The organism is Tenacibaculum larymnensis, assembly GCF_028829235.1.
Taxonomy (GTDB): Bacteria; Bacteroidota; Bacteroidia; order Flavobacteriales; family Flavobacteriaceae; genus Polaribacter; species Polaribacter larymnensis.
In genome coordinates, this window is the sequence record NZ_JAIWJY010000010.1 from 14,442 (window position 1) to 31,673 (window position 17,232).

The window sequence follows — 17,232 nt, forward strand, 5'->3', positions numbered from 1 at the left end:
ATTACTATTGTATTATTAGAATGTTTCTTAAATGTTAACCAAAGAAATGTATGTTACCTAAATATTAATTACTAGAGAGTTTTAAGCCGAAAACGAAGGTTCTTGGTGTAGCGGGACCGTAGATAAAATTACTGTCACGTTCTTTACCTACGTCAAAACTTGATTGATATGCATCAAAAATATTTTTAATACCAGCGGTAAACTCTATGTTAGTATTTAATTTTTCTATATTAAAAGTATAGCTACTGTTAATCCCTAAATTAAAAAAAGAAGGAGAGTTGAAGTATTCATCTGCTGTTAGGTTTTGGGGAGAAGCTAAATGCAGTACTTCCATACTACCTGTATATACTAAATTTAAAGCTGTCTTAAATTTTTGGTTTGGTGTATAGGTTGCTGTAGCATATCCATAGGTGTTAGGAGTGCGTAAAAACTCTTCTTTTAAAGGAAGTTCGTCAGAATTGTTAACAGCCGAATTGTACTTACTAGACTGATAGGTGAAACCTGCATCTAATTGTAAAATACCATCATAGTTGAAGCGTGTTTCTAAAGTAATTCCTTTAACTACGGCGCCATCACCATTTCTTTTTTCAAAAACTTCACCAAATTCATCCTCTCCAATAGATTCTAAGTAAAAAGCATCCTTTAGGTTAGTGTAAAAACTCTCAAAAGTGAACCCGTAAATATAATGTTCGGTAGGTTTATCATAATTAAAAGATAAGGTATAACTATTAGAACGTTCTCTTTTTAAGTCGTCAGATAGTAGTACCCGTGAAATTCCACCACCAGCAAAAGCAATATGTAAATCAGTGTCAAAAGCTTGTGGAGCTCTAAAGCCAGTTCCCCAAGTTCCTCTAATTTGTGTGTTTTCAAAAGGTTTAAACAGTAAAGATACTCGTGGACTAGCAACATTATTTACAATAGCTTTTTCAGTCCCGTTTTGCTTCAAAGCATTTAATTTGTGATTATCGTAACGAATACCTGTTAGTAAATTTAATTGTTTGTTTATTTCCCAATCGCTTTGGAAAAAGAATCCAAAGTTTTGAGTTAATTGATCCACTTTGTATTCGTATGCATCAATAACATCAAAAACATCATCTTGTACAAATTCACCACCTAAAGTTAGTACATTGTTTCCTCCTAAAAACTTCTCTAATTGATGATTGAATTGTAACCCTCCTTGAAAAGTAGTAGTTGTCGAGTTACCATAAGGAGGTTTAGCCAAGTGCTTAGTATCTTCATCAGTGCCAACGTCTGGTCGAATTCCAGTATAGTGTTCTCTGTCGGTATATTGTGTAGCGAAATAAGAAATTATAGAGCTTTTGTCATCGTTAAAGTTAATTTGATAATCAATATTTCCTACATAAACATCATGAACACGTTCTTCTGATTGCATTGCAAAATGAGGGGCTTTATCAACCATTTCTCCACCATAACGGTATTCATTCATTTTACTAAAATTCACTTCTATTTTTTGATTATCTGTCGGAAGGAAAAATAAGTTAGTTCCAAATGAATTATTCTTTAATTCAGGTAATTCAGAAAAGTTATCACCGTTAGCATCGTACAATTCTCTTTTTCTATTATTAATAAAAAATGAAGCACCAGCGTTTCTGTCTTCATTTACTATAGTAGCATTTCCAGAAATTATGTGATCTGAAGCCCCTTTAATGTTTTGATAGGTGTAGCCGATACTGTAATTGTTTTTTTTCGGAATTTTCGTAATAACATTTACTGTACCACCAATAGCGCTTGAACCATATAAGGCAGACCCACCACCACGAACAACTTCTATTCGTTCAATCATATTTGTAGGGACTTGTTCTAATCCGTATAATCCAGTTAGTGGACTGAAGATAGGACGACCGTTAATTAAAATTTGAGAATATCCACCAGCTAAACCATTCATACGAAGTTGCGTATAGTTACAAGTCTGACAATCGGTTTCTACACGTAAACCAGTTTGAAACTTTAAACCTTCTGATAAATTACATGCTTGTACATCAGCCAAGGTTTGACTATTAATTACATTAACTATAACTGGGCTATTAGTTCTGCGTTTATCGGTACGAGTCCCGGTGACAGTAACTTGATCTAAAATTTCTGCAGTTTCAATCAATGTGAAATTGACTATTTTTTCTTGAGAAGAGTGTAGGGTAACAGTTTTTCTTTCTGATATAAAACCAATCATTGAAGAAACTAAAACGAATTTATTTTTCGTTGTTTCTAATGTGTAGTTTCCAGACTCATCTGTGGTGGTCCCAATATCTGTTCCTTTTATAAATACATTAACAAAGGGAATGGTTTCTCCTGAAGAAGAAGTAACTTTTCCTTTAATTACTTGTCCGTTTACAATGCTTGATAGTAATATAATTGCTATGGCAATATGATTTCTCATGTTGAAAATGGTTTCCTGTTGAACAGTTTTTAAATTAAAATTTTATGCAAATATAAATTAATTTTTAGTCTAGACTAAAAATATGTTTAATTAAATCAAAAACTATATATTTGCATACCTAAAAAAATCATAATGTTTAGTCAATCTGAAGAAAACTACATAAAAACAATGTATCATTTAGCGGCTGATTATAAAAAAGGAATCAGTACAAATGCAATAGCAAAAAAGCTAGAAACAAAAGCATCTTCAGTAACCGATATGGTTAAAAAACTATCAGAGAAAAATGTAGTTAGTTATAAAAAGTATCAGGGAGTAACATTAACTGATTTTGGAAAAAAAACAGCTGCGAATATTGTTCGTAAGCATAGATTATGGGAAGTTTTTTTAGTAGATAAACTAAACTTTTCTTGGGATGAAGTGCATGAAGTAGCGGAACAATTAGAGCATATAAAGTCTCCAAAATTAATTAATGAGCTGGATGCTTTTTTAGATTATCCAAAAAGAGATCCACATGGAGACCCTATTCCAGATAAAGAAGGAAACCTGCAAATAATAGAAAAAAGCTTGTTGTCTACTTTAAAGAAAAATGAAATGGGAGTTTGTGTTGGAGTTGACGATAGCTCTTCAGAGTTTTTGCGTTTTCTAGATAAGCAAGAAATCGCCTTAGGAAAACAAATAAAAGTAGTGGAAAAAGAACCTTTTGATGGTTCTTTAGTCATAGAGATGGATGGTAAAACACTTTCTGTGTCTAACAAAATAGCAAGTAACTTATATATTCAAAAACCACGTTAAAAAGACAGTATTTTTATAAATGGATTTATTTAATCAATTAGTTAGTTTTGGGAAAGAACACCCTATTCAAGCAGCGTTATATGCTTCATTATTTACTTGGGGTTTAACTGCTTTAGGAGCAGCATTAGTTTTCTTTTTTAAAAAAATGAACCGAGCCGTTTTAGATGGAATGCTTGGTTTTACAGGAGGAGTGATGGTTGCGGCAAGTTTTTGGAGTTTGTTAGCACCAGCAATTGATAACAGTCCAGGAGAAGGATTTGTAAAAGTATTACCTTCAGCAATAGGTTTTGCTCTGGGAGCGTTGGCTTTATTTGGGATGGATAAGTTGTTGCCTCACTTGCATATAAACTTTAAAGAGCATGAAGTGGAAGGTGTAAAAACAGATTGGCATAAAACCACTTTGCTAGTTTTGGCAATAACTTTACACAACATTCCAGAAGGATTAGCTGTAGGTGTTTTGTTTGGAGCTGCTTCAACAATGGTAGGAGTTGAGCAAACAGAAATGATTATTGCAGCCATTTCATTAGCTATTGGTATCGGAATTCAAAATTTTCCAGAAGGATTTGCAGTAGCTATGCCTTTGAGAAGACAGGGAATAAGTCGTTTTAAAAGTTTTTGGTTCGGACAATTGTCTGCTGTTGTAGAGCCAGTAGCAGCAGTTTTAGGAGCAGTAGCAGTATCGTTTTTTACACCTATTTTACCATATGCTTTGGCGTTTGCTGCAGGAGCAATGATTTTTGTAGTGGTAGAAGAAGTAATTCCAGAAACCCAACGAGACAAATATACCGACATTGCAACTCTAGGTTTTATAGGTGGATTTATAGTAATGATGTCTTTAGACGTTGGTTTAGGGTAGAGATTAAATAATAATAAACTTAAAAAGCTAAACAAATCATGTTTAGCTTTTTGTATTTTGCATAAAATTTAATTAGTGCAGCAACCATCTATTTTTCAAGTATACAACGCCTCTGCGGGTAGTGGTAAAACATTTACTCTAGTAAAAGAGTACTTAAAAGTTTTACTAAGGTCTGAAGATATTTTCCGTTTTCAAAAAATATTGGCAATTACGTTTACCAACAAGGCAGCAGGAGAAATGAAAGAGCGTGTGTTGGACAATTTACAAGATTTTGCTGATGGAAAAAGCAATGACTTGCTAGAAATTATCTTAGAAGAAACTTCGCTTGATAGAACCGTTGTAAAAGATCGAAGTAAGAAGATATTGGATGAAATTCTTCGGAATTATTCTGCGTTTTCAATCACAACAATTGATAGTTTTACACATAAAATAATTAAAAGTTTTGCCTACGATTTAGGATTGCCTTTAAATTTTGAAGTGGAAATGGATGCTGTTTCTTTATTGAATGAAGCGGTAGATGTGCTAATTTCAAAAATAGGAAGTGATGAAATATTGACTAAATTATTGATAGATTTTTCGCTTGATAAGGCAGATGATGATAAATCTTGGGATATTTCTCGTGAACTAAATGAGTTTTCCAAAATTTTGTTGAATGAAGATGATACTAAGCATTTTAAAAAACTAGCTGATAAACAACTTACTGATTTTATCGATTTAAAAACCAAGCTTTCAAAACGCCAAATACATATAAAAAATAGATGGAAAGAGGTTGGAAATGAGGCATTGAGAGTGATTGAATCAGTAAAGTTAGATCATAAAGATTTTTATCGATCGATGTTGCCAAATCATTTTGTAGCACTAGCCAGTAATCCTGAAAAAGCAAAGTTTTTTGATCAAAGCAAATTAAGAGAGCGAATTGAGGATAGTAACTTTTATTCCAAGTCAAAACCAGAAGATGTAAAATCTGCTATTGAAGGAGTTTTACCAGAACTACTGAAGCTGTATACAGAATCGGAACAATTATATCAACAGTTTTCAATGAATAAGCTAGCATTGAAAAGTATTATTCCGTTAGCGGTTTTGAACAATATTAATCAAGAATTAACCCATTTAAAAGAAGAAAATAATTTAAGATTGAATGCTGAATTTAATCAACTAATTTCTGATAATATTAAAGACCAACCGGCACCTTTTATTTATGAGCGAATTGGGCAGCGGTTTATGCATTATTTTATTGATGAAATGCAAGACACATCAACCTTGCAATGGCAAAATTTAATTCCGCTAATAGATAATGCATTAGCACAAGAAAATAGTAATTTGTTATTGGTAGGTGATGGAAAACAAGCAATTTATCGTTGGCGTGGAGGTAAATCAGAACAATTTATAGGGTTAGGTTCAGAAAAAGATAACCCATTTCAAATTTCTAAAGAAGTAAAGACTTTAGAAACTAATTTTAGAAGTTATGCAGAGGTGATTAACTTTAATAATCAGTTTTTTCAACATACTGCAAACTTCTTACAGAATGACTCTTACAAACAATTGTTTGTTGAAGGAAATAAACAGTTAACAACAACTAAAAAAGGAGGCTTTGTCTCACTATCTTTTTTAGAAAAAGAAGAAGATAAGGAGGAAGAAAAAATAAAGTATCCGAAAAAGATTTTAGAACTTGTTAAAAGTTTAGAGACTGAATTTTCGCTAGATGAAATTTGTATTCTAGTTCGTAAAAAGAAAGATGGAATTGCAGTAGCGAATTATTTATCTGAAAATGGAATTGATATAGTTTCTTCAGAAACATTACTATTAGAAAATAGTTCAAAAGTTAACTTTATAGTAAACGTGCTACAGGTAATTCAGCATCCAAATGATAAAGAGACCTGTTTAGAAATGTTGTACTTTTTGCATGAACATTTAAGGGTCTTAGAAGATAAACATTCGTTTATAGCTAAGTTAATACATCAGCCTAATAAAGCTATTTTTCAAGAATTAAAAGGTTATGAAACATCCTTTGAATTGTCAATGTTTCATCAGTTACCTTTTTATGAAAAAATAGAGGAAATTATTAGAGGGTTTCAATTAGCCACTTCTTCAGATGCTTATGTACAATTCTTTTTAGATGTAGTTCTGGAACAACAACGAAAAGGAACAAGTATTCAAGAATTTTTAGATTACTGGTCAGAGAAAAAAGATAAATTAAGTATTGTAGCTCCAGAAAGTGGGAATGCGGTACAAGTAATGACAATTCATAAATCAAAAGGGCTAGAATTTCCAGTAGTTATTTTTCCGTATGATTTAGATGTTTATAGACAAATAAATCCTAAAGTTTGGTTAAATGAATTGCCAGAGAATTACGACGGATTTAAAGAATTACTCGTCCCCTTTAATAAAGATTTGAATTATGTGAATAATAGAGGTTCTGAGATTTACCAGCAACAAAGAGAAGAGTTAGAGCTAGATAATTTCAACTTATTATATGTAGCACTTACAAGATCTGTGGAGCAATTGTATATTGTAACAGAAAAGAAAATTTCATCCAAAGGTGAAGAAAACACGAATTTTTACTCGGGAGTATTTATCAACTACCTAAAAAAGGTTGGTGAATGGAGTGATGAGGTTTTAGAATATTCCTTTGGGAATAAAGAAAGGGTAAGTGTTTTAAAGGAGAAAACATCAGGAGTTCAAATACAAGAAGGTTTTATATCCACACCGTGGAAAGAGCATAATATTCACATGTTAGCAAGTGCATCAAAATTGTGGGATACCGAGCAAGGTAAAGCTATTGAGTTTGGTAATTTGATTCATGAAATGATGGCAGAAATTATTACAAAAGATGATATTGAAAAGGTTGTTTATCGTTATGAACAGCAAGGGATTTTGCCTCAAGAAAAATCATCTGAAGTAATAAAAAGCATACAGCAAATAGTAAATCATTCTAAATTAAAAGAATACTTTTCTGAAGAAGTTGTAGTGTTTAACGAGAGAGAAATTGTAGATGTTGATGGGCAGATAGTAATCCCAGACAGGTTAGTCTTTAATCAAGATAACGAAGCAGTAATTATTGATTATAAAACAGGAAAACCGTCTAAAGCATATCATCAGCAATTATTGCGATATGGAAAAGTATTACAAACGTTGAATTTTAAGGTGTTGAAAAAACTACTTATATATATTGACGAAGAAATTTTGGTTGAAGAAGTATAACAACTAACTTTGAACTTTTATAGCAAACAACTTTCAAACATAAATTATGTACGGAAAAATAAAAGAACAATTACAACAAGAAATTCAGGATATAAAAGATGCTGGATTATATAAGTCAGAACGTGTAATTACTTCATCACAAGATGCTGTGATAAAAATTTCTACAGGAGAAGAAGTAATTAACTTTTGTGCTAATAATTATTTAGGGTTATCAAATCACCCAGAAGTAATTCAAGCGGCAAAAGATACCATGGATACACATGGTTTTGGTATGTCATCAGTACGTTTCATTTGTGGAACACAAGATATTCATAAGCAATTAGAGCAAAAAATAGCTGATTTCTATACTACAGAAGATACTATTTTATATGCTGCAGCTTTTGATGCAAACGGAGGAGTTTTTGAGCCTTTGTTAACTAAAGAGGATGCTATTATTTCTGATAGTTTAAATCATGCATCTATCATTGATGGAGTTCGTTTGTGTAAGGCAGCACGTTATCGTTATAATAACAATGACATGGCTTCTTTAGAGGAACAGTTAATTGAAGCAAACAAACAAGGGCATCGTTTTAAGATAATTGTAACTGATGGTGTTTTTTCTATGGACGGAATTGTAGCAAAGCTTGATGAAATTTGTGATTTAGCAGATAAATATGATGCTATGGTGATGGTGGATGAATGTCATGCGGCTGGGTTTATCGGAAAAACTGGGCGTGGAACTGTAGAATTGAAAAATGTAATGGATCGTGTAGATATTGTTACAGGAACCTTAGGTAAAGCACTTGGAGGAGCCATGGGAGGATATACTACAGGTAAAAAAGAAATTATTGAAATTTTACGTCAACGTTCACGTCCGTATTTATTTTCAAACTCATTAGCACCAGCAATTGTAGGAGCTTCATTAAAAGTATTTGATTTATTATCTAATGATACTACATTACGTGATAAATTAGAATGGAATACAAACTATTTCCGTGAAGAAATGGAAAAAGCAGGTTTTGATTTAGTAGGAGCTGATGCAGCAATTGTGCCAGTGATGTTGTATGATGCAAAACTGTCGCAAACTATGGCAAATAAGTTATTAGAAGAAGGAATTTATGTAATAGGTTTCTTTTATCCTGTAGTTCCAAAAGAGCAAGCAAGAATTCGAGTTCAATTATCAGCAGCTCATGAAAAAGAACATTTAGATAAGGCAATAAACGCATTTATCAAGGTTGGAAAAGAGTTGAAAGTGATATAAAATAGTCGTTCAAAAACTTGCTTTTATTGTAAGTTTTTGTAGATTTGTTTTTGTAAATAAGTTTGAACAACTTACATTTGCGTAATATATAAACGAACTTTTAATTTAAATTTTTAATAATGAAACAATTAAAATTAGCTGTGATGGCTTTATTTGCGTTTGCTGCTGTAAACGTTAGCGCACAGGATTCAGACAACCCTTGGGCGGTTGGTTTCGGGGTTAACGCAGTAGACGTTAGGATCCCTTCAGATTTTGGAGATTATGCTAAAGATTATATCGGTACTAGTGACTGGAATATCTTACCATCAATTTCAAGAGTAACTGTTGATAGATACTTAAATGATGGTTTTACGTTACAATTAGCAGGGTCTTTAAACAAGATTGAGACTTTCCGTACAGAAGATGATATGGATGAGCTTTACTGGGCTATCGATGCTAACGTAAAGTATGACTTAAACAACTTAATTGGTAACACTGGTTGGTGGGATCCTTATGTATATGTTGGTGGAGGTTATACTTCTTTAGCTGATGAAGGTGAAGGTATGTTAAATGCTGGTGCTGGATTCAACGTTTGGTTCAACGATAATTTAGGAATGAACTTCCAAACTGGAGGAAAGAAAGAATTTGCTGATAAAGTTCAAGATCACTTCCAACACTCAATTGGTTTAGTATTTAAGTTCGGAGGAAAAGATACTGACGGAGACGGAGTATATGATAAAGATGATGCTTGTCCAGAAGTTGCTGGATTAAAAGAATTCAACGGATGTCCTGATACTGACGGAGACGGAATCAAAGATTCTGACGATGCTTGTCCTGAAGTTGCTGGTTTAGCTGCTTTAAATGGTTGTCCTGATGCTGATGGTGATGGTATCGCTGATAAAGATGATGCTTGTCCAACTGAAAAAGGAACTAAAGCTAACAACGGATGTCCTGATGCTGACGGAGACGGTGTTGTAGACGGAAAAGATAAGTGTCCAAACGAAGCTGGTCCAGCTGCTAACAACGGATGTCCTTGGCCAGATACTGACGGAGACGGAGTATTAGACAAAGATGATAAATGTCCAAACGAAGCAGGTGTAGCATCTAACAACGGATGTCCTGAAGTAGTAATCAAAGAAGAAGCTGTTAAGAAATTAAACGAGTTTGCAAGAGCTATCTACTTTAACTCAGGTAAAACTTCATTCAGAAAAGGAGTTACTGGTAAATTAGATTTAATTGCTGGAATCATGAAGGAGTATCCTAAAGCTAACTTTAGCATTCAAGGACACACTGATAGTTCAGGATCTAATTCTTTAAACCAAAGATTATCTGAAAAAAGAGCTAAAGCTGTTTTAGATTACTTAATCACTAAAGGAGGAATCGATTCAAAAAGATTAACTTCTGCTGGATTTGGTGAAGACTACCCAATTGCTGATAACAAGACAAGAGCTGGTAGAGCTGAAAACAGACGTGTTGAGATTAAATTAGTAAAGTAATTTAATTACAATTATAACATCAATAAAGGCCTCACATTCGTGAGGCTTTTTTTTATGGAAAAATACTTCGAAAGGTTTTTTAAATTCCACTAAAAAAATTACCTTTGCACCTTGAAAAAATGAGTTAAAACTCATATAGTAAATAAAATAACTTTAATTACATATAGTAATGTCTACAATAACAGGTAAAGTTTCTCAAATTATTGGTCCAGTAATCGATGTTGAGTTTAATACAGAAAATGCTGAATTACCAAAGATTTATGATTCGTTAGAAATTAAAAAAGCAGACGGTTCAACTTTAGTTTTAGAAGTTCAACAACACATTGGTGAAGATACAGTTCGTACCATTTCTATGGATGCAACTGATGGTTTACAAAGAGGGCAAGAAGTAGTTGCTACTGGTAACCCAATTCAAATGCCAATAGGTAATGATATCTACGGTCGTTTATTTAATGTAACAGGTGATGCTATTGATGGATTAGGAGATTTACCTAAAGAAGGTGAAGCTGGTTTGCCAATTCACCGTCAAGCTCCAAAATTTGAAGAATTATCAACTTCTACCGAAGTGTTATTTACTGGAATTAAAGTAATCGATTTAATTGAGCCTTATGCAAAAGGAGGTAAAATTGGATTATTTGGTGGAGCAGGAGTAGGAAAAACAGTATTAATTCAGGAGTTAATTAACAATATTGCAAAAGGACACGGAGGTTTATCTGTGTTTGCAGGAGTTGGAGAAAGAACTCGTGAAGGAAACGATTTATTACGTGAGATGTTAGAGTCTGGAATTATCAAATATGGTGATGATTTCATGCACTCTATGGAAGATGGTGGATGGGATTTATCTAAAGTAGATAAACCAGGAATGAGAGATTCAAAGGCAACTTTCGTATTCGGTCAGATGAATGAGCCACCTGGAGCACGTGCTCGTGTAGCTTTATCTGGATTAACAATTGCTGAGTATTTCCGTGATGGAGCTGGTGAAGCTCAAGGAAAAGACGTATTATTCTTTGTTGATAATATCTTCCGTTTTACTCAAGCAGGTTCTGAGGTATCGGCTTTATTAGGTCGTATGCCATCAGCAGTAGGTTACCAACCGACATTAGCAACAGAGATGGGAGCAATGCAAGAGCGTATTACTTCTACTAAGAAGGGATCTATTACATCTGTACAAGCGGTATATGTACCTGCGGATGATTTAACGGATCCAGCACCAGCAACAACGTTTGCTCACTTAGATGCTACTACAGTATTATCTCGTAAAATTGCTGAGTTAGGTATTTACCCAGCAGTAGATCCATTAGATTCTACTTCAAGAATTTTAACTGCTGATATTTTAGGAGATGAGCACTATAACTGTGCACAAAGAGTAAAAGAAATTTTACAACGTTATAAAGAATTACAAGATATTATCGCAATTTTAGGTATGGAAGAATTATCTGAAGAAGATAAATTAGTAGTTCACAGAGCTCGTCGTGTACAACGTTTCTTATCTCAACCATTCCACGTAGCAGAGCAGTTTACAGGAATACCAGGTGTATTAGTAGATATTAAAGATACTATCAAAGGATTCAACATGATTATGGATGGAGAATTAGACAAGTATCCTGAAGCTGCATTCAACTTAAAAGGATCAATTCAAGAAGCAATTGATGCTGGAGAGAAAATGTTAGCAGAAGCGTAATTAATTGCCTTAAGCAAAAGCTTAAAGCCTAAAGCATTAAAGTATGTATTTAGAAATTGTAACACCAGAAGCTATCTTATTTTCATCAGAAGTTGATTCTGTAGTAGTGCCAGGTGTAAATGGAGAATTCCAAATGTTAAATAATCACGCACCAGTGGTGTCTATTTTAAATGAAGGAAGAGTAAAAGTACATGTACATACTCAAGAGCATTTAGTTTTTGATGATTTACATGGAAGCATCGAAAGGTTACCAGAAGATGATAAAATTTTGACTTTAAAAATTAAGTCTGGAACCATAGAAATGAAAGACAATAAGGCGATTATTCTTGCAGATTAATTCGTTTTAAGCATAAAAACAAAAAGCCAAACAAATATTGTTTGGCTTTTTTTTATTCAGTAAAGAATACCAGATTGAATTTAATTATCTTTGCAGTGATGAATGGAATATTTTTATTTATTGGAGGACCAGAGATTTTTGTAATCCTGTTGATAGTAGTTATGTTATTTGGAGCGGATAAAATTCCGGAAATAGCAAGAGGGCTTGGAAAAGGTATGCGTCAAATTAAAGATGCTACTAATGACATTAAAAAAGAAATTAATGATAGTGCAAAAAATCAAGGTATAGATACGGATTTTGTGAGAGATATTAATAAGGAAGTGAATGAAGTTAAAGACAATATTGATGATTTTACAGGTCCTATAAAAAGGAATCGTTAAAAAATAAAAATGGTGTAGTTTACAAACTACACCATTTTTATTTTTGTAGTGTTCTTTACCTGTTTCATGACAAATGAACTTTGAATATTCGAAATAACTTCTAATTGCGATAATTTTTTTAATACAAAATCTTGATATTCGTTCATATCTTTTAAAACAACTTTTAGTAAAAAATCATAGACTCCAGCTATATAAGATACTTCTACTATTTCATCTATTTTAGACATATAATCCTCAAACTCTTTAAAAGCAGTTTCTTGATGTTTAACAAGTGTTACTTGACAATACACAATTAAATTTTTATCAATAGTTTCTAAATTTAATAAGGCAACATACTTATCTATAATCCCATTTAATTCCATCTTTTTTATTCGCTCATGAGTTGGAGTAATAGATAGGTTTACTTTACTTGCTAGTTGTTTTATGGATTGTTTGCAGTCTTTTTGCAGCTCATCTAATAGTTTTTTATCCACATTATCTAGTTGTTCCATGGTAAGTTTTTCTGTTTTAAAACACTTTTAATGTTGTTAATAGTTTTAATTGCTGTTTAGTAGTTAAAAATAGTTTTTTTTTTTGTTTAAGTGTTTTAAATAGGTTTTTATTCTTTAAAACTATATTTGTTAAGTGATTTAATAACATTTAAAACAGGTAGATATGAGTAGAATAAATGAAATTTATAACAGAATTAGTGAGGCTTCATCTAATTTTTTAGGATACCCTCTAGCAAAAGATTTTAACTACAGTGAATTTGCACCTTTTTTAAATTTATGTATCAATAATGTTGGGGATCCAGAATCTCCTTCAACCTTATCAATAGATACGAAAGATATAGAAAGAGAAGTTATCAGTTTTTTTGCTGATATATTATCATCTTCAACTAATGATGTGTGGGGGTATGTTACCAATGGAGGAACAGAAGGAAATCTTTATGGCCTGTATTTAGCTAGAGAGAGTTTTAATAATCCTGTAGTATATTATAGTGAGTCTACACATTATAGTGTTAAAAAGAATTTACACCTACTAAATTTAAAGAATATAGTAGTGAGAAGTCAAGATAATGGTGAGATTGATTATGATGATCTAGAAAGTCTTATAACTCTTCATAGAGATAAACCAGCAGTTTTCTTTTTAAATATAGGTACAACGATGACAGAAGCTGTAGATGATTTAGATAAAATTAAAGGTATTATCAAAAAATATGCTATTAAAGATTATTATATCCATTGTGATGCGGCATTTTTAGGATGTATTGCTCCTTTTGTCGACCCTAAGCCAAAGTTTGATTTTGCTGAGGGAATTGATAGTATTTCTATTTCTGGACATAAATTTATTGGTGGACCAATACCCTGTGGAATTGTTTTAGCAAAAAGAAAGCATAGAGATAGAATTGTAAACTCAGTTTCTTATGTTGGAACTTTAGACACAACGATAACAGGATCAAGAAATGGTTTAACTCCATTATTATTATGGTCTTTTATTGAAAAATACGGGAAAGAAGGTCTAATTACAAGAGCTAGAAAGTCTCAAGAATTAGCAGCGTATACAGAGCAAAGGTTAAAAGAGATAGGAGTTAAAACATGGAGAAATAATGAGGCGCTTACAATAGTTTTAGAGAAACCTTCTGAAGCTTTATGTAAAAAGTATCAATTAGCATCAGAAAACAAAATGGCACATATTATTTGTGTTCCTGGTACAAAAAAAGAACAAATAGATGCTTTTATTAAAGATTACGAAAAAGAATTATTTGTAGCTGAAAGATTAACTTATAATTAAAAACATATTTTAAAAAGAAAGAGTAAACCTTTTTGGTTTACTCTTTCTTTTTAAATAACTCTACTAATAGTTAATCCGTCTCGTATGGGTAGTAATACTGTTTCTAAGCGACTATCTTCATTTAAAAGTCTATTATACTCTAAAAGAATTTTAGTATCTGTATCTTTAGGGTCTAGTTCTTCAACAACTTTTCCACTCCATAAGACATTGTCAGATAAAATTACTCCTCCTTTATTCATTTTTTCAATAATTAGATGAAAATAATTTACATAATTAGACTTGTCAGCATCTATAAATACTAAATCAAATTTAGAATCGATAGTGGGAATAATATCTATAGCATTACCAACATATTGTGTTATTTGGTCTTTGTAATCAGATTTTTGAAAGTACTTATATTGAAGTTCTTCCAATTCTTCATTTTTATCAATTGTATAAAGTTTTCCTTCTTTAGATAACCCTTCAGCTAAACATAAAGCAGAATACCCAGTGTAAGTACCAATTTCTAAAATTGATTTGGGCTGAATTAATTTTGAAATCATAGATAAAACCCTTCCTTGAAAAGCTCCACTTAACATACGAGGGTTTAAAACCTTTTGCCAAGTCTCTCTACCTAATTCTTGTAGTATTTTTGGTTCAGCTTGAGAATGTTTAACAACATAATTATCTAATTCTTCAGGTAAAAAATGCATGTGGGTTGTTTTTAATGGGCAAAATTAAAAAAACGGAATTTATTGCTATAATAAATTCCGTTTCAATCTAACAAAAAATCAAAAAATGGTTTTTAAAAAAAACCAAAATTGTTTAATTAAGTTTACTTAATTGTTCTTTTAATTCCTGCTTGTCTTTGCTTGACAAGCAAGCTTTATCTTTATTACAGTTATTAGTTTTTACTTTCAAAATTTGTGACATCTTCTTGTTTTGTTTAGAGTATAAAGCACATACTTTACACACAAACAAATGCCAATTAAGTTGTAATTTTTCATATACTGAGGCTTCTCCATATTGACTTTTATCGCAAATGGTTGTGGCTTCATCACATGTAATTTTAAAAAATTTAAACATTGTATTTTTACTTATTAAACCAATTTTTTTCCATACAGCCTCTTAATTGTGTTCTAGCTCTATGAATGATAACCCATAGGTTTGACGGAGAAATATTTAGCTCCTTACAAATATCTTCAGTTTCAAACTGTTGTATGGTTTTCATTTTAAAAACCATAGCATATTTTTCAGGAAGGTTATCAATACATTTATCTAATTGATCTTTTAATTCTTCATTTTCAATATCCTTATCAGCATCATTACCCCAAGTTTGTGGTACTCGTTCTTCAATCCAACTTCCCTCATTTTCACCACTATCATAAAAACTCATTCTAACTTCAGCTTGTCCCTTTTTTGAGTTTATTTTTCGATAGTAATCTATTATTTTTCTTTTTAAAATTGAAACTAACCATGTTCGTTCAGTAGATTTTCCTTCAAAATTTTTTGCAGACTTTAAACCTGCAAAAAAAGTTTCTTGTACTAAATCTTTAGCAATATTAGAGTTATTTACACGTACAACAGCATAATTAAACAGGTAATCAGCATAATTGTCTACCCATTTATCAGGAGATAAAGTATTTGATGGATTTGTTAGATTCATTAAATCAAAGATAAGTTATTTTTTGGGGAAATAAGTAACGTAAATTCTACTTAGTCCATTGGGGGCGTTTTTAATAAAATCAATTATTTCTTCAAAGTTTTTCTTTTCATTTAATTTATTAGTGATAGCACTTTTGCTAGTTGTATAGTAAATTTTATTATTTGTAAAATCTACAAAAGGACAATAATCCAGTTTTTTTGAATTGAGGTTAATTAAGTGTTTAGCAGGCAACCATTCGTTATTATTTCCTTTTTTACTTAAGTATAAATCACCTCTACCTAAATCGTCTTTTCTTCCGTAAGAAGTAAAAATTATAAAGCTTTCATCTGGAGCGACGAAGGCATTAAACTCATATTTATCAGAGTTTACTCCATAGCCAAGAGAAACAGGCGCAGTATATTTTCCATCTACAAGCCTACTTACATAAATATCTTCTTTGCCTTTAGAATTTTCATACTCTGCTGTGAAGAATAAATCACCTTTTTCTGTTACTGAAGGGTAAAACTCATTGGCAGAAGTATTAATTATTGGGCCAACACTTATAGGTTTAGACCAATTATCAGAGAAAGATTTTCGTGTTACATACCAAATATCCATATCTTTTTTTACCTCTCCTGAATCATTGTTCTTTCTATTAGAAGCAAAAAAAAGTTTTAATCCGTCAGGAGATAAAAATGGTTCTAAGTCCTTGTATTGTCCGGAAAAACTAACCACCTCGGGTTTTTTCCATTCTCCATTTACTTTTTTTGAATAGGCTATAAAAGAGTATTCTTTTAAATAACTTTCAACAGTAAAATAAAATTCATTTTGGTTTTTATTCATCGAAAAATCCCTGATATTAGGTAGTCCATTAAATAATTCAGGAAGGAATAATTCAGGTTTTTGTGCAAAACCAAAACAGGAAATAAATAAAAAAAGAAATCCAATTTTTTTCATAAAGATTACTGCTTAAGAGCTTCACAATTATCTTTACGTCTCATATCAACTAAGTATATGATTTCCCATTTTCCATTATTATTGAAAAGCTGAAAAGAATTTGCTCCACAATGACTAAACTTATCGTTTAAATAAAACTCATAAGGTGTCCAAACAGAAGCTAAATTACCATCTACTTTAATATCCCATGATAATAATTTTTCTAAATAAGTATGTTCAGGTTTTTTATTAGCAATATTAGTAAGTAGTTTGGCTTTACTTTCGGTAACTAAAACTTTTTTGCCTTCTTTATTTGTAAAAGTAGTTTGAATGTTAATTGTAGAATTAAGAGTAGAACTTACTAATGTACTGTCACCTTTATGTAATCCTTCAAAAAAGGTTTCAATAGTATTTTTAATGGCTTTTTTTTCTGAGTTTTCTTGTGCACTTACCATAGTTGTAAGAACAAAAACGATTAGTAAAGTAAAAATCTTTTGCATGTTAGTTTAGTTTAGCTAGGTAAAACTATAAAAAAAATAAAC

The 17,232-nt window shown here is 31.7% G+C and carries 15 protein-coding genes and 1 pseudogene; 9 read left to right on the forward strand and 7 right to left on the reverse strand.

The features are described from left to right. Positions 1 to 64: 64 nt before the first annotated feature. Positions 65 to 2,395, reverse strand: a complete 2,331-nt coding sequence (locus LCI24_RS13490) for a TonB-dependent receptor (protein WP_274640844.1) — start codon at positions 2,393 to 2,395, stop codon at positions 65 to 67. 132 nt (positions 2,396 to 2,527) lie between these two features. On the opposite strand from LCI24_RS13490, the gene LCI24_RS13495 reads away from it, so the two are divergent. The 8 genes from LCI24_RS13495 to LCI24_RS13530 all read left to right on the forward strand — a co-directional run bounded on the left by LCI24_RS13495 (position 2,528) and on the right by LCI24_RS13530 (position 12,357). Then, positions 2,528 to 3,187, forward strand: coding sequence for a metal-dependent transcriptional regulator (locus LCI24_RS13495; RefSeq protein WP_274640845.1), 660 nt, complete (start codon positions 2,528 to 2,530; stop codon positions 3,185 to 3,187). Positions 3,188 to 3,206: 19 nt separating this feature from the next. Further along, on the forward strand, positions 3,207 to 4,043 hold the full coding sequence (locus LCI24_RS13500; protein ID WP_274640846.1) for a ZIP family metal transporter: 837 nt from the start codon (positions 3,207 to 3,209) through the stop codon (positions 4,041 to 4,043). 75 nt (positions 4,044 to 4,118) lie between these two features. Continuing rightward, positions 4,119 to 7,244 carry a UvrD-helicase domain-containing protein gene (locus LCI24_RS13505; RefSeq protein ID WP_274640847.1) on the forward strand — a complete coding sequence of 1,042 codons (3,126 nt, stop codon included), beginning with the start codon at positions 4,119 to 4,121 and terminating at the stop codon, positions 7,242 to 7,244. Between the two features lie 46 nt (positions 7,245 to 7,290). Beyond that, positions 7,291 to 8,484, forward strand: a complete 1,194-nt coding sequence (gene kbl, locus LCI24_RS13510; protein WP_274640848.1) for a glycine C-acetyltransferase — start codon at positions 7,291 to 7,293, stop codon at positions 8,482 to 8,484. Between the two features lie 119 nt (positions 8,485 to 8,603). Beyond that, positions 8,604 to 9,959, forward strand: coding sequence for an OmpA family protein (locus LCI24_RS13515; RefSeq protein ID WP_274640849.1), 1,356 nt, complete (start codon positions 8,604 to 8,606; stop codon positions 9,957 to 9,959). Between the two features lie 169 nt (positions 9,960 to 10,128). Further along, positions 10,129 to 11,640: a F0F1 ATP synthase subunit beta gene (gene atpD, locus LCI24_RS13520; RefSeq protein WP_274640850.1), complete on the forward strand. Its 1,512-nt coding sequence runs from the start codon at positions 10,129 to 10,131 to the stop codon at positions 11,638 to 11,640. 43 nt (positions 11,641 to 11,683) lie between these two features. Next, positions 11,684 to 11,977, forward strand: coding sequence for a FoF1 ATP synthase subunit delta/epsilon (locus tag LCI24_RS13525; protein WP_274640851.1), 294 nt, complete (start codon positions 11,684 to 11,686; stop codon positions 11,975 to 11,977). 98 nt (positions 11,978 to 12,075) lie between these two features. Continuing rightward, positions 12,076 to 12,357 (forward strand): Sec-independent protein translocase subunit TatA/TatB, encoded by a 282-nt coding sequence (locus tag LCI24_RS13530; RefSeq protein WP_274640964.1) that lies wholly within the window; start codon positions 12,076 to 12,078, stop codon positions 12,355 to 12,357. 26 nt (positions 12,358 to 12,383) lie between these two features. Here LCI24_RS13530 and LCI24_RS13535 read toward each other — a convergent pair whose 3' ends face one another. After that, positions 12,384 to 12,848 carry an Lrp/AsnC family transcriptional regulator gene (locus LCI24_RS13535; RefSeq protein ID WP_274640852.1) on the reverse strand — a complete coding sequence of 155 codons (465 nt, stop codon included), beginning with the start codon at positions 12,846 to 12,848 and terminating at the stop codon, positions 12,384 to 12,386. Positions 12,849 to 13,008: 160 nt separating this feature from the next. Here LCI24_RS13535 and LCI24_RS13540 point away from each other — a divergent pair. Further along, a pseudogene (locus tag LCI24_RS13540) lies at positions 13,009 to 14,130 on the forward strand (histidine decarboxylase); the annotation flags it as partial. A 50-nt stretch (positions 14,131 to 14,180) separates the two neighbouring features. Here the strand turns inward: LCI24_RS13540 and LCI24_RS13545 are convergent. The 5 genes from LCI24_RS13545 to LCI24_RS13565 all read right to left on the reverse strand — a co-directional run bounded on the left by LCI24_RS13545 (position 14,181) and on the right by LCI24_RS13565 (position 17,190). Next, on the reverse strand, positions 14,181 to 14,822 hold the full coding sequence (locus LCI24_RS13545; RefSeq protein ID WP_274640854.1) for an O-methyltransferase: 642 nt from the start codon (positions 14,820 to 14,822) through the stop codon (positions 14,181 to 14,183). 112 nt (positions 14,823 to 14,934) lie between these two features. Beyond that, the gene (locus LCI24_RS13550; protein ID WP_274640855.1) at positions 14,935 to 15,195 is read right to left on the reverse strand and encodes a hypothetical protein; all 261 of its coding nucleotides are present in this window, start codon (positions 15,193 to 15,195) and stop codon (positions 14,935 to 14,937) included. A 7-nt stretch (positions 15,196 to 15,202) separates the two neighbouring features. Further along, complete coding sequence (locus LCI24_RS13555; RefSeq protein WP_274640856.1) at positions 15,203 to 15,775, reverse strand: sigma-70 family RNA polymerase sigma factor; 573 nt, start codon at positions 15,773 to 15,775, stop codon at positions 15,203 to 15,205. Positions 15,776 to 15,790: 15 nt separating this feature from the next. Next, positions 15,791 to 16,711 (reverse strand): TolB family protein, encoded by a 921-nt coding sequence (locus LCI24_RS13560; protein WP_274640857.1) that lies wholly within the window; start codon positions 16,709 to 16,711, stop codon positions 15,791 to 15,793. Positions 16,712 to 16,716: 5 nt separating this feature from the next. Beyond that, the gene (locus LCI24_RS13565) at positions 16,717 to 17,190 is read right to left on the reverse strand and encodes a nuclear transport factor 2 family protein (RefSeq protein ID WP_274640858.1); all 474 of its coding nucleotides are present in this window, start codon (positions 17,188 to 17,190) and stop codon (positions 16,717 to 16,719) included. Positions 17,191 to 17,232: the final 42 nt, after the last annotated feature.